Origin of the sequence: Achromobacter kerstersii, assembly GCF_902859595.1 — a bacterium.
GTDB lineage: Bacteria > Pseudomonadota > Gammaproteobacteria > Burkholderiales > Burkholderiaceae_B > Achromobacter > Achromobacter kerstersii.
In genome coordinates this window covers 101,528-122,180 of the sequence record NZ_CADIJQ010000009.1, presented here as the reverse complement: position 1 = coordinate 122,180, position 20,653 = coordinate 101,528, and the positions used below count along the sequence as shown (strand labels likewise).

General features: G+C 62.8%; 23 protein-coding genes. 11 read left to right on the top strand and 12 right to left on the bottom strand.

Going from position 1 to position 20,653, the window contains the following annotated elements:
• Positions 1-23 precede the first annotated feature (23 nt).
• Together HV765_RS23430 and HV765_RS23425 are read right to left on the bottom strand one after the other, a co-directional pair.
• Positions 24-2,126 (bottom strand): acetate--CoA ligase family protein, encoded by a 2,103-nt coding sequence (locus tag HV765_RS23430; protein ID WP_175171138.1) that lies wholly within the window; start codon positions 2,124-2,126, stop codon positions 24-26.
• Positions 2,123-2,929, bottom strand: a complete 807-nt coding sequence (locus HV765_RS23425; protein ID WP_175171137.1) for an enoyl-CoA hydratase/isomerase family protein — start codon at positions 2,927-2,929, stop codon at positions 2,123-2,125. The genes HV765_RS23430 and HV765_RS23425 overlap by 4 nt, the downstream gene beginning before the upstream one ends.
• 126 nt (positions 2,930-3,055) lie before the next feature.
• Between HV765_RS23425 and HV765_RS23420 the strand changes: the two genes are divergently transcribed.
• The gene (locus HV765_RS23420) at positions 3,056-3,877 is read left to right on the top strand and encodes an IclR family transcriptional regulator (protein ID WP_175171136.1); all 822 of its coding nucleotides are present in this window, start codon (positions 3,056-3,058) and stop codon (positions 3,875-3,877) included.
• A gap of 70 nt (positions 3,878-3,947) precedes the next feature.
• Here the strand turns inward: HV765_RS23420 and HV765_RS23415 are convergent, their stop codons facing one another.
• The 5 genes from HV765_RS23415 to HV765_RS23395 form a co-directional block, all read right to left on the bottom strand.
• The gene (locus HV765_RS23415) at positions 3,948-4,454 is read right to left on the bottom strand and encodes a CinA family protein (RefSeq protein WP_175171135.1); all 507 of its coding nucleotides are present in this window, start codon (positions 4,452-4,454) and stop codon (positions 3,948-3,950) included.
• 68 nt (positions 4,455-4,522) lie between these two features.
• Positions 4,523-5,356, bottom strand: a complete 834-nt coding sequence (gene galU / locus HV765_RS23410; RefSeq protein WP_175171134.1) for a UTP--glucose-1-phosphate uridylyltransferase GalU — start codon at positions 5,354-5,356, stop codon at positions 4,523-4,525.
• Positions 5,357-5,475: 119 nt separating this feature from the next.
• A complete protein-coding gene (locus tag HV765_RS23405) occupies positions 5,476-5,916 on the bottom strand; it encodes a GNAT family N-acetyltransferase (RefSeq protein WP_175171133.1) in 441 nt (146 codons plus the stop codon).
• 42 nt (positions 5,917-5,958) lie between these two features.
• The gene (locus HV765_RS23400; RefSeq protein ID WP_175171132.1) at positions 5,959-7,179 is read right to left on the bottom strand and encodes an MFS transporter; all 1,221 of its coding nucleotides are present in this window, start codon (positions 7,177-7,179) and stop codon (positions 5,959-5,961) included.
• Positions 7,176-8,288, bottom strand: a complete 1,113-nt coding sequence (locus tag HV765_RS23395) for an alpha/beta hydrolase (protein WP_175171131.1) — start codon at positions 8,286-8,288, stop codon at positions 7,176-7,178. Before HV765_RS23395 ends, HV765_RS23400 begins: the two co-directional genes overlap by 4 nt.
• Positions 8,289-8,430: 142 nt before the next feature.
• Here HV765_RS23395 and HV765_RS23390 point away from each other — a divergent pair, with 142 nt between their 5' ends.
• Positions 8,431-9,333 (top strand): LysR family transcriptional regulator, encoded by a 903-nt coding sequence (locus HV765_RS23390; protein ID WP_175171130.1) that lies wholly within the window; start codon positions 8,431-8,433, stop codon positions 9,331-9,333.
• 24 nt (positions 9,334-9,357) lie between these two features.
• Here HV765_RS23390 and HV765_RS23385 read toward each other — a convergent pair whose 3' ends face one another.
• Together HV765_RS23385 and HV765_RS23380 are read right to left on the bottom strand one after the other, a co-directional pair.
• Positions 9,358-9,513 carry a hypothetical protein gene (locus tag HV765_RS23385; RefSeq protein ID WP_175171129.1) on the bottom strand — a complete coding sequence of 52 codons (156 nt, stop codon included), beginning with the start codon at positions 9,511-9,513 and terminating at the stop codon, positions 9,358-9,360.
• Between the two features lie 45 nt (positions 9,514-9,558).
• Complete coding sequence (locus tag HV765_RS23380) at positions 9,559-10,008, bottom strand: universal stress protein (RefSeq protein WP_175171128.1); 450 nt, start codon at positions 10,006-10,008, stop codon at positions 9,559-9,561.
• Between the two features lie 244 nt (positions 10,009-10,252).
• Between HV765_RS23380 and HV765_RS23375 the strand changes: the two genes are divergently transcribed.
• From HV765_RS23375 to HV765_RS23335, 9 genes are all read left to right on the top strand, one after another.
• Positions 10,253-10,678 (top strand): universal stress protein, encoded by a 426-nt coding sequence (locus HV765_RS23375; protein WP_175171127.1) that lies wholly within the window; start codon positions 10,253-10,255, stop codon positions 10,676-10,678.
• A 67-nt stretch (positions 10,679-10,745) separates the two neighbouring features.
• Positions 10,746-11,525 (top strand): L,D-transpeptidase, encoded by a 780-nt coding sequence (locus HV765_RS23370; protein WP_254600695.1) that lies wholly within the window; start codon positions 10,746-10,748, stop codon positions 11,523-11,525.
• Positions 11,522-13,906 carry a phosphoketolase family protein gene (locus HV765_RS23365; protein ID WP_175171125.1) on the top strand — a complete coding sequence of 795 codons (2,385 nt, stop codon included), beginning with the start codon at positions 11,522-11,524 and terminating at the stop codon, positions 13,904-13,906. Before HV765_RS23370 ends, HV765_RS23365 begins: the two co-directional genes overlap by 4 nt.
• A gap of 67 nt (positions 13,907-13,973) precedes the next feature.
• Positions 13,974-14,432 (top strand): universal stress protein, encoded by a 459-nt coding sequence (locus tag HV765_RS23360; protein ID WP_175171124.1) that lies wholly within the window; start codon positions 13,974-13,976, stop codon positions 14,430-14,432.
• A 145-nt stretch (positions 14,433-14,577) separates the two neighbouring features.
• Entirely contained in the window at positions 14,578-15,033 is a 456-nt protein-coding gene (locus HV765_RS23355; protein WP_054427186.1) for a CBS domain-containing protein, read from the top strand.
• 28 nt (positions 15,034-15,061) lie between these two features.
• Positions 15,062-15,583 (top strand): flavodoxin family protein, encoded by a 522-nt coding sequence (locus HV765_RS23350; protein WP_175171123.1) that lies wholly within the window; start codon positions 15,062-15,064, stop codon positions 15,581-15,583.
• A gap of 223 nt (positions 15,584-15,806) precedes the next feature.
• Positions 15,807-16,895, top strand: coding sequence for a PAS domain-containing sensor histidine kinase (locus HV765_RS23345; protein WP_175171122.1), 1,089 nt, complete (start codon positions 15,807-15,809; stop codon positions 16,893-16,895).
• Complete coding sequence (locus tag HV765_RS23340; protein ID WP_054427183.1) at positions 16,892-17,545, top strand: response regulator; 654 nt, start codon at positions 16,892-16,894, stop codon at positions 17,543-17,545. The genes HV765_RS23345 and HV765_RS23340 overlap by 4 nt, the downstream gene beginning before the upstream one ends.
• 178 nt (positions 17,546-17,723) lie before the next feature.
• Positions 17,724-18,458 carry a helix-turn-helix domain-containing protein gene (locus HV765_RS23335; RefSeq protein ID WP_175171121.1) on the top strand — a complete coding sequence of 245 codons (735 nt, stop codon included), beginning with the start codon at positions 17,724-17,726 and terminating at the stop codon, positions 18,456-18,458.
• 54 nt (positions 18,459-18,512) lie between these two features.
• Here the strand turns inward: HV765_RS23335 and HV765_RS23330 are convergent, their stop codons facing one another.
• The 3 genes from HV765_RS23330 to HV765_RS23320 are packed head-to-tail and all read right to left on the bottom strand — an operon-like array spanning position 18,513 to position 20,652.
• Positions 18,513-19,172, bottom strand: a complete 660-nt coding sequence (locus HV765_RS23330) for a tetratricopeptide repeat protein (protein ID WP_175171120.1) — start codon at positions 19,170-19,172, stop codon at positions 18,513-18,515.
• Positions 19,169-19,984 carry an SDR family oxidoreductase gene (locus HV765_RS23325; RefSeq protein WP_175171119.1) on the bottom strand — a complete coding sequence of 272 codons (816 nt, stop codon included), beginning with the start codon at positions 19,982-19,984 and terminating at the stop codon, positions 19,169-19,171. Before HV765_RS23325 ends, HV765_RS23330 begins: the two co-directional genes overlap by 4 nt.
• On the bottom strand, positions 19,981-20,652 hold the full coding sequence (locus HV765_RS23320; RefSeq protein ID WP_175171118.1) for an iron-containing redox enzyme family protein: 672 nt from the start codon (positions 20,650-20,652) through the stop codon (positions 19,981-19,983). Before HV765_RS23320 ends, HV765_RS23325 begins: the two co-directional genes overlap by 4 nt.
• Position 20,653 lies beyond the last annotated feature (1 nt).

The following is a 20,653-nucleotide window of genomic DNA, read 5'->3' as shown; positions in this document are numbered from 1 at the left end:
CCCATCAATTCCACCTGATGGAACTAGTTCGACGCCTCTTGCAAGATGGCGATGCCGTCGGCCGCGCATACCCCTTGGCCCAACGGTTTGACGAACAGCGGGTTGATCTCGGCTTCGAGCAATTGGCCTTGCAATGCGCCGGCCATGCGCGAGAAGGCCAGCACGGCCTCGATCAGGGCCGGCACGTCGGCGCGTTCCCGCCCCCGGTATCCATCAAGCAACGGCCACGTCTTCAGTCGCCGCAGGGCGGCCTCGACTTCATCGGCCGTCAGCGCCGCGCCATCCTCCGGCAGCAGCAACAGCGTCGTATCCCGGATCAGTTCGGCCACCACTCCGCCCATGCCCAGCAAAATGGCGGTACCCAAGGAGTCCTGGTGCAAGCCCACAATCACCTCGGCCGCGCCAGAAACCATTTCCTGAACCAGGTACGCCTCGGGTTCACGCCCGGTATGGCGCTGCACGTCCGCCGCCATTTGCCGCAACCGCTGCGCCATGTCTTGCGGCGTGACGTTGACCGCAACCCCGCCCACCTCGCTCTTGTGCGTAATCTCGCGGGACAAGAGCTTCAACACCACGCGTGGCCCCAGTTGCCGGGCGGCCTCAACCGCTTCGGCTTCCGAGCGCACCGTAATCTCTCTGACGCCAGGCACGCCAAAGCGGGAGAACAAGGCCTTGGCCTGCGCTTCATCCAGTGAACCCGTTTCCTCGCAAACCACCGGGGTCAACGTCACCGTGCGCGGACGATCTGCAACATGCGCGCCGCGTGCTTGCACCCGCCACATGGCCGACAAGGCGGCGCTAACGCTCTCCGGCGCATGGAATGCCGGAATGCCGTAGCGGCTGAGAACCTCCGCCGCCTCCGGCGCATGCGGGCTGATATAGGCCAACAAGGGCTTGCAGCTCAGCGCCAGCGAATCCCGCAGCGCACCGGCCATCAGTTCAGGCTGCGCCACCGCCGACGAACCGACAATCACGACCAGAGCGTCATAGTCGTCGCTTTCCAGCACGATACGGATGGCGCTGCGCAGCAGATCCGGCTGCAACCCCGCCAGCGTCACATCAATGGGGTTGCGGTCCAGCGCCGCGTGATCACCGGTCTGCAAGGCGCGCAACGCGGCGCCCGTGTGTGCGTCCGGCGCGGGCAGCGTGAAGCCGGCCACGCCCAGGCAATCCGCCACCAGCGTGCCGGCGCCGCCCGTTGACGTCAGAATCGCTACCCGCCGGCCGCCCAGTTTGCGTTCATTGGCCAGCGCGGCCGGAATATCCAGCAGATCCGAGAACGTTTGCGCACGAATGATGCCCACCTCTTCGAACAGGGCGTCATACATGCCGTCAGCGCCCGCCAAGGCCCCGGTGTGCGAGGCCGCCGCTTGCGCTCCGGATTCCGAGCGCCCGATCTTGAAAGCAACAATCGGCTTGCCGGCGCGGGCCGCCTTGCGAGCAGCCGCCATAAAAGTTTTGGGGTTGCGGATACTTTCCACGTACAGCGCGATCACGCGGGTGGCCGGGTCGTCCGCCAGCGCATCAACAAAGTCGGCCAGGTCCAGGTCGACCTCGTTGCTCGTCGAGATCAGCTTGGAAAATCCAATGCCCCGCGCCGCTGCGCGCGACAACAGCGCGCCCAGGATGCCGCCGCTTTGCGACACCAGGCCAATGGCGCCGCTATGCAGCTTGTCCACCTCCAGCGCGCCGCTGGCAGACAGGATGATGCGGTCGGTCAGATTGACCAGCCCGATTGTGTTCGGCCCAAGAATACGCATGCTGCCCGCCGCTTCGCGCAACTCGCGCTGACGGCGCGCGCCGTCCTCGCCCGTTTCCGAGTAGCCGCTGGCCAACACAATTGCGGCCCCCGTGCCGATGGCGGCAAGATCGCGGATGGCTTGTTGAGTACGTTCGGCGCCCAGCAGCACGATCGCCACGTCCGGCGCCTCCGGCAAGGACCGCACGTCGGGATAGCAACGCAGGCCATCAATCTCGGAAGCCTTGGGGTTGATGGGATAGATACGGCCCTGAAACCCGTGCTTACGCAGATAGCCCACCGGCCGCCCGGACGTCTTGGCCGGGTCCGCCGACGCGCCGACGACGGCCACGCTTTGGGGTTGCAGCAGTCTGGACAAGCCGCTCATTTTGCGTCTCCCTTGGCCGCGGCCATCTTGGCCAGGAACGCCGTCACTGACTCGCGGTGCTCCGTGCTGGTGTAGCAAATGCCCTGCGCCTGGCTGCCCATGGCAAAGATCTGGTCTGCGGTCAGCTCGGAACTCTGATCAAGGATCGATTTGCTGAGCGCAAGCGCCGTGGCCGACCCTTGCGCCAATTCCGCCGCCCACGCCTGCGCCGCCTTCAGTTCGTCGCCAGCCGGCGCCAGGCGGTCGGCGATGCCCAGCGTAAACGCTTCGTCTGCCGCGACCTTGCGGCCGGAATAAATCAGATCCTTGGCGCGCGCCAGCCCCACTCGGCGCGGCAAGAAGTACATGCCGCCTCCGTCCGGAATCAGACCGCGAGCGATGTAGCTCCAGGTGAACGACGCGCTTTCAGACGCAACGATGAAGTCGCAGCTTAGTGCGGTGTCTGCCCCCAGCCCCGCCGCCGCGCCATTCACGGCCGCGATTGTCGGCTTGGGCATGCGAAACAGCAGGCTGACCGCATGGTGCACCCGCTGCTGGCGCGACCAGCCGTTGAAAGCCACCTCGCCTGCCGGCGCATCCATGCGGCGCTGCATGCCAGAGATGTCGCCGCCCGCGCAGAACCCTTTTCCTGCGCCCGTCAGCACCAGCGCCTTGACGGCGCGATCCTGAGCAACGGACTCCAGCGCATGGATCAGCTCGGCGCGCATCGGGTCGCTGATTGCGTTGCGCTTCTCCGGCCGGTTCAACGTCAGCGTCGCCACGCCACGATCCGATTGAAGTTTGATGAATTCGTAGTCCGCCATCTCTAAGCTCCGTGATATCGAAAGGCCAGCGGTTCCTGTTGCAGGACTTTTCTTAGCTAGCTCTGATGACACAGTAGGCGGTACAGTCGCTGAAAACACTTCCCTATTTCCACAGAATGGAATTGCATGGCTGCTTCCGCCAAGCCCGAACCCGCCGCTGAAACCCGTCACCGTTTCGATGGCGTCAGCCAGAACCGATCCCTGGAACGCGGCCTGGAAATACTGCGCGCGTTTCGCCCCGGCACCGATTTGCTGGGCAATGGCGAACTCGCGGAGCGCACCGGGCTGTCGGCGGCAACCGTCAGCCGGCTGACGCAAACCCTGGTGACCAGCGGCTTTCTGGAACACGACCGGGCCGCACGCGCCTACCGGCTTGCCGTGCCAGTACTAAGCCTGGGGCACGCCATGCGCGCCGCCTCGCCGGTCTTGAAAGCGGCCACCCCGCTGATGCAGGAGCTTTCCACCAAGCTCAAGGTCAACGTCGGCTTGGCCGCGCCAGATCGCGCCGAAATGATTTACCTGGAATCCATCCGGTACAACCGTAAGCCCGCGTTACGCACCATCGTGGGCGGCCAGCGCGTGCCCATCGAACTGACATCGCTGGGACGCGCCTATCTGGCCACATTGGACGCGGCCGTTCGCGACACGCTGATACGCAGCATCAAGCGCGGCTACCGCAGCGCAACCTGGAAGCCGGTCGGCGCCGACATCGACGCCGCGATCACGCAAGTCCATGCCGATGACTACTGCGTCGCGTCCTGGCAACCCGGCGTGGTTGCGATGTCAACGCCCCTGATATTGCCGGGCGGCCGGACGCTGGCGCTGAATTTGAGTCTGACGACCGATGAGCCCTGCGCGCCGGTGGCGCAACGGTATGTTGGAGACCTGTTGGCGCTGAAGGATCGTATTGCCCATCAGCTGGCGCTTTCTGATCGAGGCGCTTTGTGATCGTGAGCGGTCGTCACGCCCATCACGTTGTTCGCCAGTCCATAGCCGGATTCCTGAAGCACTGAACGCCCTATCCGCGATGCGCTGACTCGTGCTCCAGGAAATGCTCCATGATCCCCAGCAATGCGAACTCCGCGCTCGCCTCGCGTATTCCGTTGCGATCCCCTGAGAACTGTCGAGTTGCGGTGTACACCATGGGACTGGCATCCGCCCGGCCTCGCTTGAACACCCAGGCGTAGCACTGCGTACCGCTGGGGATTCGGTCATCAACCGCGTCGGTGACGCCGGTGTTAGCCACTGCCACGTTGGCGTGGCTCTTGCGCGCCGCACCCAGCGCCATGTCCAGGGCCACGGCCTCGCTCGTCAGGTTATGGGAGGACAGCGTCGATTGCGGCACACCCAGGCAACGGCGCTTGGCCTCAACGGAATAGACGACAAACGCGCAATCCAACAGCTGGCCGGCTCCGGGAACATCCGCTAACTTTGCCGCGATCAGCCCCGCCGTGCACGACTCCGCTGTGACCAACGTGAGCTTGTTTTCCAGCATAAATCTGGCGACTCGTTCAATGGCGTTCATTGGCGTGCTCCCGAGGGTTGCAACGCTTGCAGCAAGGCGTGTACCCAAGACGCTTGACGATCTTGAAGTCACGCCAATCCGTGATATTTCCTGCCGATTTCCATGGTGGCTTGGTAAAAGCCTTCTTTGCTGCCGCAGTCGTAGCGCGTGCCGTCGTACTCGTAGCCGAATACCGGTCGCGCTGCCATCAGGCTGGCGATGGCGTCAGTCAACTGAATCTCGCCGCCCACACCAGGCGGGGTGTTATGCAATGCCTGGAAAATGGACGGGTCCAACACATAGCGCCCTACCACCGCCATATCAGACGGGGCGTCGGCCGGATCAGGCTTTTCCACGATGCCGGACAGCCGCAAAACGTGCGCGGCCGCCTTCTGGCCTGACACGATGCCGTACTGCCGCGTGGCCGCCGCGGGCACGCGCTGGATCGCCAACACACTGCCCTGGAACTCTTTCGCCACCTTCATCATTTCGCCAATGACGGGGGAGTCCGCATCGATTAGGTCATCGGCCAGCAACACCACAAACGGTTCGTCGCCCACGATCGATTCGGCGCACAGCACGGCATGCCCCAGGCCCAACGCGGCCGGCTGTCGCGTGTACACGCATTTGACGTGGTCCGGGATTACGCTGCGCACGCTATCCAGCAACGCCACCTTGTTCTTCGACTCCAACTCCAATTCCAATTCGGGAACCCGATCGAAGTGGTCTTCGATCGCCCGCTTATTCCGGCCGGTCACGAAGACCAGTTCCGTAATCCCCGCCGCCACCGCCTCTTCGACCGCGTACTGAATCAGGGGCTTGTCGACGACGGGTAGCATTTCTTTGGGCATGGCTTTCGTGGCTGGCAGAAACCGCGTGCCCAGCCCGGCCACCGGGAATACCGCTTTGCGTATGGGAAACATAAATGCCTCTGTCTCGTGATCCGTCGCCCCTTGAACGATGGGGCGCACTGGCGGTTAGCAAATTACGTGCCCAACAGACGGAACCCCAGAAGTCAGTCGCCGCCGACAACGTCGCAACGTTATGTTGATCGAAGCTTCACAAACACAAGCTCGGGATCGTTGTCATCCAGATTTTCAATCCGGCCGCTTTCGATATAACCCAGGCGCCCGAGCAATTGGCGCATCGCGATGTTCGACGTATTGGTTGATGTGAACAATTTTCCTTGGCATTGCGATTCCAGCGTCCGCATGATGGCAGTCGCTACCCCGCGGCGCCGTGCAGAAGCCTTTACGACGATCAGCGGGATGAAATCGTGCTCGAAAAAAGATTGGTTCAGTACGCCGTAACCAATCACCGCCGACGCATCCGCCGGCTCTACGGCGGCCCAGCATTGGCCAGCGGCCACCGCCTTGGTGATAAACATTCTTCTGCCCCGTTCCTGCTTGGCAACCGGGTCCAGCTCAATGATCGAATCGATGTCTTCACGAGAGGCGGGTCGGACGTTCGTTGGGGAAAGCATGGTCGCGATCTATCAGGAGGGAAGAACGGTGAGTCTATCCCGTTACTTCATGAGCACCGTGGCCGCCTGGGCCCGCGCAGCCCGAAGGGTCAAACCGGCGCCGATCACCAGCACCGCTGCACTCGCGATGAAGGTGCTTTGATAGCCGTTCGCATCGAACAGTATCCCGCCCAGGGTTGAGCCCAGCGCAATGGAAAACTGAATCACCGCCACCATCAGGCCGCCGCCGGCCTCGGCGTCGTGGGGTAGCGCGTGCGCGACCCAGCTCCACCAGCCCACGGGTGCAGCGGTCGCCATCAGCCCCCACAGGCCCAGCAGAACGGCCACGGGCGCGACCCAGCCGCCAAGCGGAATCAGCGCCACGGCAATCACCGACATGAGGATCGGAATGATGCTCAGCGGACCATACAAACTTCGCTTGAGAATCGAGCCGATCACCGCCGTGCCGATGAAGCCCGCAACACCGATCACCAGCAGCAGGAGCGATAGCGTGGAGACGCTGACGTGTGTCACCGTTTCGAGGAAGGGGCGCAGATAGGTGAACAGCGTGAATTGGCCCATGAAGAAGGCGCCGCACGCCGCCATGCCGTAGGCCACATTGCGGCGCTTGAGCACGTTGAACACGTTGCCGGACCCCGCTGCGCGCGCCCCGGTCTTCATGGCGGGCAGCGCGATCCATTGCCAGGCGAAGGCGATCAGCGCCAAGGGGACCAAGGCGAAAAACGCGCCTCGCCATCCGATGATCGAACCCACGTAGCTTCCCAATGGAGCGGCAATGACCGTCGCCAAGGCATTGCCGCCGTTGAAGATCGCCAGGGCTTTCGGCACTTGACTGGGGGGCACCAGGCGCATCGCCATGGCGGCCGACATGGACCAGAAGCCGCCGATCACCACGCCAAGGAGCGCGCGGCCGGCCATGTAGGTCAGGGTGTTCGGGGCGAACGCGACGGTGGCGCCGGAGACGCCCATCAGAACGGTCAGCGCCAGCAGCAGCGTCTTGCGATCCATCGTGCCGGCCAACGCGGAAATCGACAGGCTGGTCAACACCGCGAAGGCGCCCGAGATGGCGATGCCCTGCCCGACCCTGCCTTCGGTAATCTGCAGATCCGTGGCAATCGGAGACAGCAGGCTGACGGGCATGAACTCAGAGGCCACCAGCGCGAAAACGCACAGCGACATCGCGAAGACGCCGCTCCAGCAGGCGGGCCGGTCTTCCGATACGCGTTGCGCCCCCGCCGGGGCGTCAGCGAGGTGGGTGGTCATGCCGAAGCCAGGTGCTGCTTGAAGAATGCCGTCAGCTTGCCGAATGGAATTACGTCCGTGCGATCGTACAAATCGGTGTGGTTGGCGCCCGGGATGATCATGAGTTCCTTCGGCTGCGCCGCGGCCGCATAGGCGGTTTCGCTGAAGTAGCGCGAGTGGGCTTTTTCGCCATGGATGAACAGGACCGGACGCGGGGAAATTTCCGAGATGTAGGTCAGGATCGGCATGTTCATGAACGACAACGGCGTGGTGATCGTCCAAGCGTTGCCCGAATTGACCGCACGCGGATGCCGCCCGCGCGGCGTCATGTAGTAGTCGTGATAGTCCACCAGGAACTGCGCGTCGCCTCCCTTGAGTTCGTTGTAGGGCGCTTGGTAGGCGGGCGCGCCTTTTTCTGCGTCCGCCCAACGTTGCTGGCTCAGCGCCTCCAGTGTTTGCGTGCGCTGTTCGCGTGTGACGCGATCGTCATAGCCCTTGGACATGACGCGCGTCATGTCGTACATGGTGCTGGCGACGACGGCCTTCACGCGCTTGTCCACGGCGGCGGCGTTCAGAGCCATGCCGCCCCACCCGCAAATGCCAATCACGCCTATCCTTTCGCGGTCAACAACGGGTTGCAGGCCAAGGCAATCCACAGCGGCGCTCACGTCTTCGGTATTGATGTCCGGCGAGGCGACATTACGGGGTTCACCGCCGCTCTCACCGGTGTAAGACGGATCGAAGGCCAGCGTGACAAAGCCCTGCTCGGCCATGGTTTGCGCGTAGAGCCCCGAAGACTGTTCCTTCACCGCACCGAACGGGCCGCAGACGACGATAGCGGCCTGCTTGCCGCGGACGTTCCGGGGTTGGTACAGGTCGCCCACCAGCGTGACGCCGTAGCGGTTCTTGAAGGTGACCTTCTTGTGCTCCACCTTGTCGCTCTTGGCGAAGGTCTTGTCCCATGTGTCGCCGGGCGTTACCCGCGGCTGGGCGGCGGCCGGTCCCGCAGCAATGGCCGCCACGCTCAGGGCCGCGATGCCGGTGCCGGTCATCTTCAGGATGTCGCGGCGACTCACGTCCTTGCCGTCTTGCACCGCAGTTGCAGCGCGCGCTTCGTTTCTCTTGGCCATGGTGTTTCTCCTTGAATGCTGGGACGAGTGCGTCCATCGGTATGACGCAAATTTTCCCGCGCAGGGCACACCATGACTAGCTAATGAATGCTTAAAGGGCTTATAAGTTCCACTAATGAAAAGTCCGTGGGAAACTGACAGCATGGTCCGGCGAAATCTGAACGATCTCCTCTCATTTGTCACCGTGGCGCGGGAAGGCAGCTTCACGCGCGCAGCCGCGCTGCTGGGCGTCACGCAATCAGCGCTGAGCCAGGCAATCAGCGGCTTGGAGGCCAGGCTGGACATCCGCCTGCTGACGCGCACCACGCGCAGTGTGTCGCTGACCGCTGCCGGGGAACGGCTGTTGCAGGCCATCGGGCATCGCTTTGACGAAATCGAAGCAGAGCTGGATGAGCTCTCGGAACTTCGCGACAAGCCGGCCGGCACGGTACGCATCACCTGCGGCGACCATGTGCTCAAGACCACGCTGTTGCCGAAGGTTTCGCCGCTGCTGCACAAGTACCCGGACGTCAACGTTGAATTCGACGTCAATTACGGCTTCAGGGACATCGTGGCGGATAGATTCGACGCGGGGGTGCGCTTGGGAGACACCATCGACAAGGACATGATCGCGATGCCGATCGGCCCCAAATTGCGGATGGCCGCCGTCGCTGCGCCGGCCTATTTCGCCAAGCATGCGAAGCCGAAGAAACCGGAAGACCTGACGACGCACAGCTGCATCAACATGCGCTTTCCCACGCATGGCGGTCTTTACGTTTGGGAGTTCGCGCGCAAGGCGAAGCAGTTGAACGTGCGCGTTGAAGGACAAGTCACGCTCAACAGTACGCCGCACATCGTTCAGGCAGCGCTGGCGGGCCTGGGCATTGCCTATCTGCCCGAAGAAGAGTTCGCGCCCCACATCGAGAAGGGCCGCCTCATCCGGGTGCTGGAGGAATGGTGCCCCGCCTTTGACGGTTACTACCTCTATTACCCGAGCCGGCGGCAGCCGTCTCCTGCGTTTTCATTGGTGCTGGACGCGCTGCGTATGCCCCCGCAAGGAATCTGATGACGCAGGCTGACACCCGGTATCTCAGCGCGCCCCTTTATGGTCTTTTTGCCCCACATTCTTGTGGCGCCCCACCACCTCGGCCATTTCGGCCTTGCGTTGTTGCTGCGACGCTTCCTCCTTCGGATCGGAGGGCGTCTTTCTCTGTTTGTTCTGCGGCGTTTTTCCAGGTTGTTCCATGTTGATCTCCAGGGGTTGTGGATCAGGGATCGGTTGAGCCGCCCGTCACGGCGTACGGACCAGCAATACGGGAACAGGAGAGGTGCGCAGCACGGCTTCGGCGCTGCTGCCCAGCATTGCGCGCGTCACGCCACGCCGACCGTGTGTGCCCATCACGATCAGGTCGGCTGGCCAGTCCCGGGCGGCCATCACAATTCGCTCTTCCACCGGCAAGCCCAGATCATCGTAAAGCACCGTTTCCACCGGCAGTTCTGCCGCGGTGGCGCGCGTGCGCGCTTGGTCCAGAATCTTCACGCCTTCCTGCTTCAGATTCTCGATCAGCTCGCCCGTGTAGTAGCCCGCGTAGGGGTTGGTGGCAATAAAGAGCGACAGGTCATCCAGCACATGGATGATGCGCAGCGTCGCGTGCGCCCCCTTTGCGATCTTGATGGCTTCGTCCAGAGCCCGATTGGATGCGTGGCTGCTATCAACCGCGACAATGATGCGTGTGTACATGATCTCGTCCTTGCTGGGGGCGCGGCATCGCCCCATGCCTTGAGTCCTATAGTGCGCTATCGCGATCAACGCATGTTGACCATTGTCAATTCGAAAACGGGGACGAAGATCTGCCCCTGCGCCATGCAGCCGGGTTGCAATGAAGTTGACCGGCGTCAATGGAATTCATCACCGCAGTGCCATGATGGAGTTCAAACCACAAACGGCCTTCTGACGAAGACCATCCCAGCACTCCGGAGGCATCGTGAAAAACGTTCTGATTCCCGTAGACGGCTCGGCCAACTCGTTACGCGCCGTGGGCTACATGATTGACCACGTCCGCGAAAATGGCCCCTGCACCCTGCACCTGCTCAACGTGCAACCTCCCATCGTTTCCGGGACGGTGCTGGGCTTTGTTTCCAAGGACATGATTCAGGAGTACTACCTGGACGAGGCCAAGATGGCGCTGGCCGACGCCAAGGTGGCGCTGGACAAGGCGGGGGTGATGTATCAAGAGGCGCTTCGGGTTGGCCACATTGCCGAATCGATCAAGGCGTACGCCACCGAGCATCAATGTGACCACATCATCATGGGCTCACGTGGACTGGGCGCGGCGGGGAGCCTGCTGCTGGGATCGGTGGCGTTGAAGGTGCTGCACACCATCCATATCCCGGTCGTCCTGATCAATTAGGCCAAAGCGCATGAGTCCGCGGCCCCTCCAGCGTCGCGCCATACCGGCGTGGGTGACCGCGGGTGCAATGGTTGCCGCGCCCCTGGCCGGCAACGTGACGGCCTGGGCGCAAGTCTCGGTCGAGGACGTCGAGCGCGCCTTCCGCCAAGAGGTCACCCCTGCGCTGGCCCTGCCCGCCGACGAGCAGACGCGCTATGCCAACCTGGCCTTGCAAACGCTGCAAATGGCGGGCATCGATTTGTTAGGCCCCCAATATGTGCTCGTTGTGGACCGGCATGTGAAAGTGCAGGCCGCGATGCTCTACTGGATGCGCCCTGCTGCCCCGGCCACTTACATAGGCGCGGCCCCGGTGTCCACGGGCCGGGTCGGCCAGTTCGATCATTTCGAAACCCCAACGGGCGTATTCGCGCACAACTTGAATAACCCCGATTTCCGCGCCGAGGGGACGAAGAACGCCAATGGCATTCTTGGCTATGGCGCAAAAGGCATGCGCGTCTACGACTTGGGCTGGCAACAGGCCCGCCAGGGCTGGACCACGGATGGTGTGAGCACGATGCGCTTGCAGATGCATGCGACAGACCCGTCTCTGCTGGAGTCCAAACTAGGCACGCCGCAGTCCAAAGGGTGCATCCGGATTCCGGCAACGCTCAATCAGTTGATCGACCGGCTGGGCCTGTTGGACGCCGACTACGAACTCGCCGCCGACCTCGTTTCCACGCCTTGGGTGTTGCGGCGCGACCGAACGCCTGCCTATGGCGCGGGGCGTTACCTTATCGTTGTTGAAACCGTGCGCGATGGGCGCCCCGCCTGGTCGCTGGCCCCCGGCCACACGAAGGGAAAACCATGACTAGCGCATCGCCGAACACCCAGCTGGACCGCATCCACGCCTACTGGCAGGCCAGCAATTACCTGTGCGCCGGCATGCTTTATCTGCGTGACAACGCGTTGCTGAGAAGGCCGCTGCACGCGGATCACATCAAGCGCCGGATTCTTGGCCACTGGGGTACCTGCCCGGGGCAGTCCTTCACGCTCACGCACTTGAATCGGCTGATTGTCGAGCACGACCTCAACCTGATGTATGTGTGCGGCCCGGGGCATGGGGCAGCGGCGGTGCTCGCGCACGCCTATCTGGAGGGGCACTATTCGGAACGCTATCCCGAGTGCTCGCAAGATGAAGCCGGGATGCTCCGGCTATTCCAGAAGTTCTCGGCGCCAGGCGGTGTCGGATCGCATTGTTCGCCTCATACGCCCGGCTCCATTCACGAAGGCGGCGAGCTGGGCTACAGCTTGTCGCACGCGTTTGGCGCGGCGTTCGACAACCCCGATCTCATCGTGGCCGCGATGATTGGCGATGGCGAAGCCGAGACCGGAGCCCTTGCGGCGTCATGGCACTCCAGCAAGTTTCTGAATCCGGCGCGCGACGGTGCGGTGCTTCCTATTCTGCATCTGAACGGATACAAGATCGCCAACCCCGCCATCCTGGCTCGCATTCCGCATGCCGAGCTGCTTGCGCTGTTCGAAGGCTACGGGTATCGGCCGATTTTCGTCGAAGGGTCCGACGCGCCCGCCATGCATCGCAAGATGGCGCGCGCCCTGGACCAGTGCGTGGCGGATATCCACGGCATCCAGGCGCGTGCGCGCGCAAGCGGCCCCAAGACGCGGCCTTGCTGGCCGATGATCGTCTTACGCACGCCCAAGGGCTGGACGGGGCCGCAACGCGTGCACGGCCACGCGGTTGAAGATTCCTGGCGGGCGCATCAGATACCGGTGTCCGACCCGGCAGGCCGCGCTGACGAGCTGCATGTGCTGGCCGAGTGGCTCAGCAGTTATGGCCCCGAAAAACTGTTTGACGCGGCGGGCAGGCTGATACCGGAATTGCGCGCCCTGGCGCCCGCCGGCCATCGGCGCATCAGCGCCAACCCCCATGCCAATGGCGGAAACTTGCGCCGGGCGCTTGAACTTCCCGACATCGCCGGGCATCAGATCGCCGTGCCGCAGCCAGGCGTGCACACGGCGCAGGCCACGCAGGTGCTCGGGGAATACCTGCGCGACGTGATGCGCATGAACCTGGACCGGTTCCGGGTGTTCGGGCCGGACGAAACCGCCAGCAACCGGCTGTCCGCCATCTATGACGCCTCTGGCAAGACGTGGATGGCGCAACTGCTCGACAGCGATGCCGACGGCGGCAACCTGTCACCCACGGGCCGCGTCATGGAAATTCTGAGTGAACAAACGCTGGAGGGGTGGCTGGAAGGCTATGTGCTGACGGGCCGGCATGGCCTGCTTTCCACGTATGAGGCATTCGCCCACGTCATTGATTCGATGTTCAATCAGCACGCGAAGTGGCTGGACAAGGCTAAACACCTGGTGGACTGGCGCACGCCCGTGCCGTCACTGAATTTGCTGATTACCTCGCTGGTCTGGCGCCAGGACCACAACGGGTTTAGCCATCAGGACCCCGGCTTTCTGGATGTGGTGGCCAACAAGAGCCCTGATGTTGTCCGAATCTATCTGCCGCCGGACACGAACTGCCTGCTGAGCGTGACGGATCATTGCCTGCGGTCTGTGGACTATGTCAACGTCATCGTGGCCGACAAGCAGCCGCACCTGACGTATCTGAACGGGCCGGACGCCATGCGCCATTGCCAGGCAGGCATCGGCGTGTGGGAGTGGGCCAGCACGTTCGTGCCTCATGAACCCGATGTCGTCATCGCCTGCGCGGGCGACATCCCCACGCAGGAAGCGTTGGCCGCCGTGGCGATGCTCAAGCAGATGTTCAGCGGGCTGAAAATTCGCTTCGTCAACGTGGTGGACCTGTTCACGCTGATACCCGATCAGCAACACCCGCACGGCTTGTCAGACGACGCCTTTGACCGCCTGTTCACGCTGGACAAGCCGGTCATTTTCAACTTTCACGCCTATCCCGCCCTGATCCACAAGCTCTGTTACCGCCGCCGCAATCACGCCAATTTCCACGTACACGGCTACCGGGAGCAAGGCGACGTCAACACGCCGTTCGAGCTCGCCATCCTGAATGGCATTGACCGCTACAGCCTGGCGATGGATGTGCTCAAGCGCGTCCCGCGTCTGCGCACGTGTTCGGCGGCGCACATGCAAACCCTGCTGGCGCTGCAAGCCCAGGCGCTCGCCCAGGCTCGGGCGGAAGGCATCGATTCAGACGACATTGTGAACTGGCAGTGGCCGGCGGCAGGCCCGCTGCGTCATTGACTCTGGTCAATGTCGCAGCCCGCAAGGGGCCGATACTGGGTACCCGGCCACCGCCTGGAGACTCGCCATGTATGAACGCATTCTGGTGCCCATTGATGGAAGCCCGACCTCGGAACTTGGCTTGAAAGAGGCGATGCGCCTGGCGATGCTGACCCATGGCAGGCTGCGCCTGATCCATGTGATCGACGAATTGTCCTTTGCCCTGGCCGCCGACTCCTACGGCAATTACGCGGGCGAATTGCTGGACCTGCTTCAGAAAAACGGCGCCGACCTCCTGGCCAAGGCGCAGACCACGGCGCGCGCGCAAGGGCTTCAGACCGACACCGTGCTCTATGAAAACCTGGCCAAGACCGTGGCGCAACGGGTGGTGGACGAGGCCGTCAGTTGGCAGGCAGACCTGATCGTCGTCGGGACGCACGGCCGCCGCGGCGTGCGCCGCATGGTATTGGGCAGCAGCGCCGAAGGCATCCTGCGAACCTCACCGGTTCCCGTGCTGCTGGTGCGCGCCCCCGAAGGCGCGTCGTGATGGCACCTCGTAACGGCACCTCGTGATCGCGACCCGCCCACAACCCTTGCTTGACCAAAATCAAGTTCCGCCGCCCTTGAGGGATCACTATAGAGATGACGATTTCACAGGACAGGGTACGCCTCTGCCCTCCCGGAGAACAGCCATGCTTGCGCACGAACTCATGACCCCTGACCCCTATTGCGTGACGGCCCGAACGCCTGTTTCCCAGATCATGCATGCGATGCTCGACCACGATATCAGCGCCGTGATGGTGACCGGCGACGATGGCGGACTGATTGGTGTGGTCACTGAAGGCGATCTCATCCGGCGTCAGGACAGCGTGCATCAGAAGAAACTGGACCACTGGCTGACTTTGCTTGCCGAGGGCGAGGCGCTGAATCTGGAGTTTCTGCACAGCCTGCAGCTCAGCGAGCAAACCGCGTCCGCAGTGATGAGCCGGCCCGCCATCACGGTGGAGGAAACCGCCGATCTGGCAACGATTGCGGACGTGTTGCTCAAGCGCGGCATCAAGCGCGTTCCCGTCACCCGGGCGGGAAAACTGGTCGGCGTGGTCAGCCGGCGCGACATTCTGCGAGCGCTGCTGGCTCAAGAGACGTGATGCCGCCATTGCGGCAAGGGGACACACCATGGCACGCATCGGCATTTTCTTCTATTCCCGTACGGGAACCGGGCGAACCGTCGCCGAACGCCTGGCTAGCGTCAGCGGATGGCCAAGCTACGAAATCCGCGACGCGTCTCCGCGTTTTGGATTGCGGGGAGATCTGCGCTGCGTCGTCGATACCCTGTTCAAGCGCAGCCCCGCCTTTCGCTATGACGGCCCCGGGCTGGACCAGTTCGATCATGTGGTGCTGATCGCCCCCGTGTGGCTGCGCGCGCTGGCCGCGCCGATGCGCTCGTTCTTGAAAGCGCAGGGCCGAATGATCAAGGCCTATTCGGTGATCGTCGTCATGTCGGGTTATGGCGGGTTTCGCGCCGTGGACGATATGGCGGCCATTGCAGGCGCCAAGCCGCGCTCGATTCTGCTCTTGAAACAATACGATGTGCTTGCCGAAGAGTGCGATGCGTCTCTGTGCCGTTTCAGAGAGCAAACGCTGGCCGCCGATGGCCCCGGCGGATGGAACGCCCCCTTGCTACCGTCCATCGACTGACGCTGCGTTTCCCACCAGATTTCTCCAGCGGATTGCTCCCACGGGCTGCTCCAACAGGCTGCTCCAACAGGCTGCTCCCACGGCTGCTCCCACAGATGCGGCCCCTGTAAACGCACTAGTGCTTTTGGCGCAGCCGCGCTGCGCCTATGGCTTCACCCGGCAATGTGTGCTGCAATGATTTTTCCCCGAACCAGGCTGGCTCGCATCCATCGCACACATTGCAATGACGCCCTCGCCTAGCGCGCCTCCGCTGCTCGATATCATCCAGTCCGCAACCGAACCGATCATCACAATCGACGAGCATCAACGCATTGTGATGTTCAACCCGGCGGCAGAGCGCGTGTTTCTGTGCCACGCCGACCAGGCCATTGGCGCCAGCCTCGATATCTTGATACCGGCGCGCTTTCGCACGGTGCATGCCAAGCACGTCAGCCGTTTCAAAGATACGGGCATGTCCGACCGGAAAATGGGCTTGGGCGCGCCGCTATGGGGGCTGCGGTCCAACGGCGAAGAGTTTCCGATGGAAGCCTCTATCTCGCAGACGAAAACGGAATCGGGGGTATTCCTGTCGATCTTCCTGCGAGACATTACCGAGCGGCAGCGCGTTGACCAAGCGCTGCGCGCGTCGCGGGACGAACTGACCCGGCTGTCCAACGCCTTGCTGCATGTGCGCGAGCAGGAAAAAAAACACATCGCCCGCGAGCTGCACGACGATCTTGGCCAGAGCCTGACGGCCTTGACCATGGAGCTGTCCCAACTGGAATCCAACCTTGATCCCGACGACAACGACGCGCGGGATCGGGTTCGTGCGATGCGCCAGGTGATCAAGGCCACCTTTGCTTCATTGCGGCGTATTGCCTCTGACCTGCGGCCCGTCATGCTGGATGACCTGGGGCTGGCCGCGGCCGTCGAATGGCTTGTGGCGAATTTTGTATCGCGCTATGGCATCGACACGCATGCAGAGATCCACATCGGCCCGGCCGAGCCCTCCAAACGGGTCGCCACGACCTTGTTTCGGGTGGTGCAAGAGGCGCTGACCAATATCGCCAAGCATGCCCAGGCGACGCAGGTGCAACTGCACCTGACCTGTGACGACACGCAATGCACGCTGACCGTGCGGGACAACGGCGTGGGCGCCGCGCCTGAAAGCCTGACCAAGAAGCTGCCGCTGTCGCTCGGCCTGCAAGGTATACGCGAACGGGTTCGGCTGCTTAATGGTGATGTGACGATCACTACCCGCAAGAAGGAAGGATTCCGCCTGGATGCCCGCATGCCGGCGCAACATCCCGAATCGCCCTGGGAGGCATCGTGATCACCGTCATGCTGGCAGACGACCACACCTTGCTGCGCGAAGGGCTACGGCGCCTGCTTGAGCAGGCCGGCGACATCTCCGTTCAGGGCGAGGCCGCCAATGGCGCTGAAGCGCTGAAACTGCTGGAACAGCGGGCGTGGGATCTGCTGGTGCTCGATATGTCCATGCCCGGCCGCAACGGCGTAGATCTAATCCGTCAAATCAAGAGCGGCCATCCCGACGTGCCGATTCTGGTGCTGACCATGCACGGTGAACAGCAATACGCCATCCAGGCCATCAAAGCCGGCGCGTCAGGCTTTCTGACCAAAGACATCGCCGCCGAAGAATTGGTTCAGGCGGTTCGGAAGGTAGCGGGCGGCGGCCGCTATCTGAGCCCATCCCTGGCAGAAAGCATCGCCTTTGATCGGCAGGACAACACCGGCGCACTGCCCCACTTGCTGCTGTCAGATCGAGAACTGTCCGTGTTCCGCCATCTTGCCTCTGGCTTGAACAATTCAGATATTGCCCGGCGCCTGTTCCTGAGCGTCAAGACGGTCAGCACTTACAAAAGCCGCATCCTGGTGAAAATGAACCTGCGCAATCAGACGGACCTGGTGCGTTATGCCATCCGGCACCAGCTGATCAACGAGCAAGATCTCCCGGACCTCTAAGCGGAACGTGTAGGAATATTCCTACGCTTGTAAGGCACCGCTGCCAAAAACTGGCGAACGGCGCTGATAGCGCGAGCCTGGCGGACATCCGATACTGCTGAAAAGCCTGCCGCGTTGCGCAGCGCGCATTTCCTCAGCAAAGCATCGCTCCGATCGAACGACCTAGCGAGATGCAGCCATGGACAATATCGTTGCTTATCCTACCGGCCCAGCCTGGCGCACGGCCGTGCCCCCGAACTGCGAGCTATGCGTCATGGCGCATTTGTGCAACCCCGTATCGGATGGGTACGCGCCTCAGATTCCCGTCCCCGTACGCAGCCAGAAGCTGGTGCATCGCGGAGAACCTGTCTATCGGGCGGGTGATCCGCTGTTGAATTTGTATCAGCTTCGATCCGGATCAGCCAAGGTGCGTGTCACCAATCTGTCGGGGCAAGAGCAGATCACGGCGTTCCCCGTTGCGGGCGCCTTGCTGGGGCTGGACGGGATCGAAACGGGCATCCACACCTGCGACGCCATCGCGCTGGAAGATTCGCTGGTCTGCATCCTGCCGTATGCGGAACTGATGGGCAACTGCCGCAAGGACTACGACGTGGCCCAGCAATTCAATCGGCTGATTGCTCACGACTCAAACCAGTATTGCCGCCTGTTGCTGACCCTGGGCTGCATGACCACCGATGAGCGGGTCGCTGGCTTTCTGATCGGCATTTCCGAGCAGATGGCCGCCAACGGCTACTCGCCGCTGGCGTTCACCCTGAAGATGACGCGCGAGGATATCGCCAACCATTTAGGCATGAAGGTTGAAACCGTTTGCCGCGTGCTCGCGCGTCTGCAAGTGGCGTCCATGGTCAAGGTGAGCCGGCGGCAACTGGAAATACGCAACGTTGAGGGTTTGCGCCAGATGAGCTGCCAATAAGGCGTCCCATTAATCCGCCGCCCCATCAATCAGCCGCCCCGTCAATCCGCCGCGCTATCGCACGCTCTCCAGCAACGCCCGCGCCTCCTGCTTGCGGCCAGCATCGGCCACGTCGCGGCCGGGCCGCGGCGGCGCCTTCAGCGCTTTCTCAAGGTAAGGAATGGCCTCGGGCTTTCGATTCCGATAGATCAGGTAGTCGGCATAAAAGTAGTTGGCGTCGATCCCATCGGGGTTTATCGCCAAGGCCTGCTGCAACAGCGCTTCCGCTTTTTTGTTGTCGCCAAATCCCACCGGCCAGCCGGGCACCTTGTAGTACAGGACGCCCAGGCTGTTCAGGGCGGACCCGCCCAGCGCCTTGCTATCGATCTGGATGGCCGTTTCGTATTCCGCTTTGGCCTGCTTGGCCAAACCCAACGCGCCCAGCCCGCCTTTGGCGCCCGCCCACGAGCTCAGGATGATCCCCTCCCAGATGTGTGGTTCCGCCTTGGCGGCAAAGCGCTCCGTGAGCGCATGCGCCTGCTGCGACAGCGCCTCGAAACGGGTTTCGCGCTGGTTGGCCGGCGTCTGGTACTGGATCACCGCCCAGTCATTCTGAAGAGCGCGTATGCCCTGATCAAGATCGTCGGGGGCCGACGCGGCAAAGGCTGATAGGGACATTGACGCGCCCGCCAGCATGGCGGCGGCCGCTTTGAACAAGGAAAGTCGGGTAATCATGAAGAGGCTCCTGGAGGGAATTTCAAAGACATCAGCGCGCGGCGATGTTTTGCAAACGCGCCATCAAGCCATTCGGGACACAAGCCATTCAAGCGCGCGGCAATCGCCTCGACGCCGCCTGCAAAACCCTGGCGCGATTCGCGTTGCAGCATGTGCGACACGCGAACCGCAATCACCTCCGGGGTGTCGCTGGCGGAACCAGTTGCGTGGTTGAATGCCTGGACCTGCGGGGAATTGAATGGCGTGTCAATCGCGCGCGGCGCGTAGTACTGCACCCGGACGGTAGAGTCCGCCAGTTCGCGGCGCAGCGACTCGGTGTAAATCCGAAGCGCGGCTTTGCTTGCGCCGTACACAGAGAACCCGGGTACGCCCAAGCTGCCCAGCGTCGATCCGATATTCAGCACCTGAGCGCGCGGGCGGCTGCGCAGTAGCGGCAGCATCCCCGCCGTCAGCATCATGGGCGCCACGACATTCGTTTCCATCACGCGCCGGGCGTCGTCGCTCTGCACGTCCTCTGCGGGCCCGAACGCCGCCACGGCCGCGTTATTGATCAGCACATTCGCGCCTCTGGCCGCAGCGGCGTCGATGATGGCCGCGCGGCCGTGATCCGTCGTCACGTCCACCACCAGGGCATCAACGCGATTGCGGTCTTGCGCGCCCGCGCTGAGCGACTGCGCCAGACTCAGCAGCGGCCCCGCCGTGCGTCCGATCAACAGCAAACGTGCGCCTTCGGCAAAGAGCTGCCGAGCAATCGCGCTGCCCAGGCCGCCCGCGGCCCCGGTCAACACGATGGAGGCATCGCGCGGGCTCATGCGGCCTCCGTTTGCGTCTGCGCACGGGGCAATGCGCGGAAAATTGCGCCGTACAGGCCGTAGAACATGTTGGCGGCGTGGATCACTGCGGCCTGATCCCCCGCATCGTCCAGCCGATTCATCAGCAGGGCGAAGTGCGCGGTGTGTTCCTGGTCCAGCGTGCCATGCGAACGCAGATAGCTGAAAGCGGACGCCGGCAGCGCCAGCTTCTGCTGAATCTGATCCGCAGCATTCAACGCCAACGCGACGCTGGTGCCTTCCAGAACGTGCACCATCCCGAAAAATCCCACCGGATTCTTGCGCGCGATCATGTCATAGGCATAGGCCACCATCACCTCGGTCTGCGGGCCAGGTCCGGCAAGCCGGACCTCGTCGGCGTCCTGCCCAAGCGCCCGCAGATCGTTCAGAATCCAGGCGTCGTGCCCGGTTTCCTCTTCGATGTATTCGTCGATGGGCGCCAGCATCCAATTCAACCTGGCCGGCATGCGGGCACGGCAGGCGTGCAACAGCGGCACGGTATGGCTGACGTGGTGATAGGCCTCGCGCAGGAAGGCAATGTAGGCAGGCAACGCGACGGTGCCATGCAAGCAGTCCTGGATGATCGGAGTCGTCACCAGCGACTCCCGGCTTGCACGGGTATCGATAAGCAGTTTGTCGAAAAAGGTCATG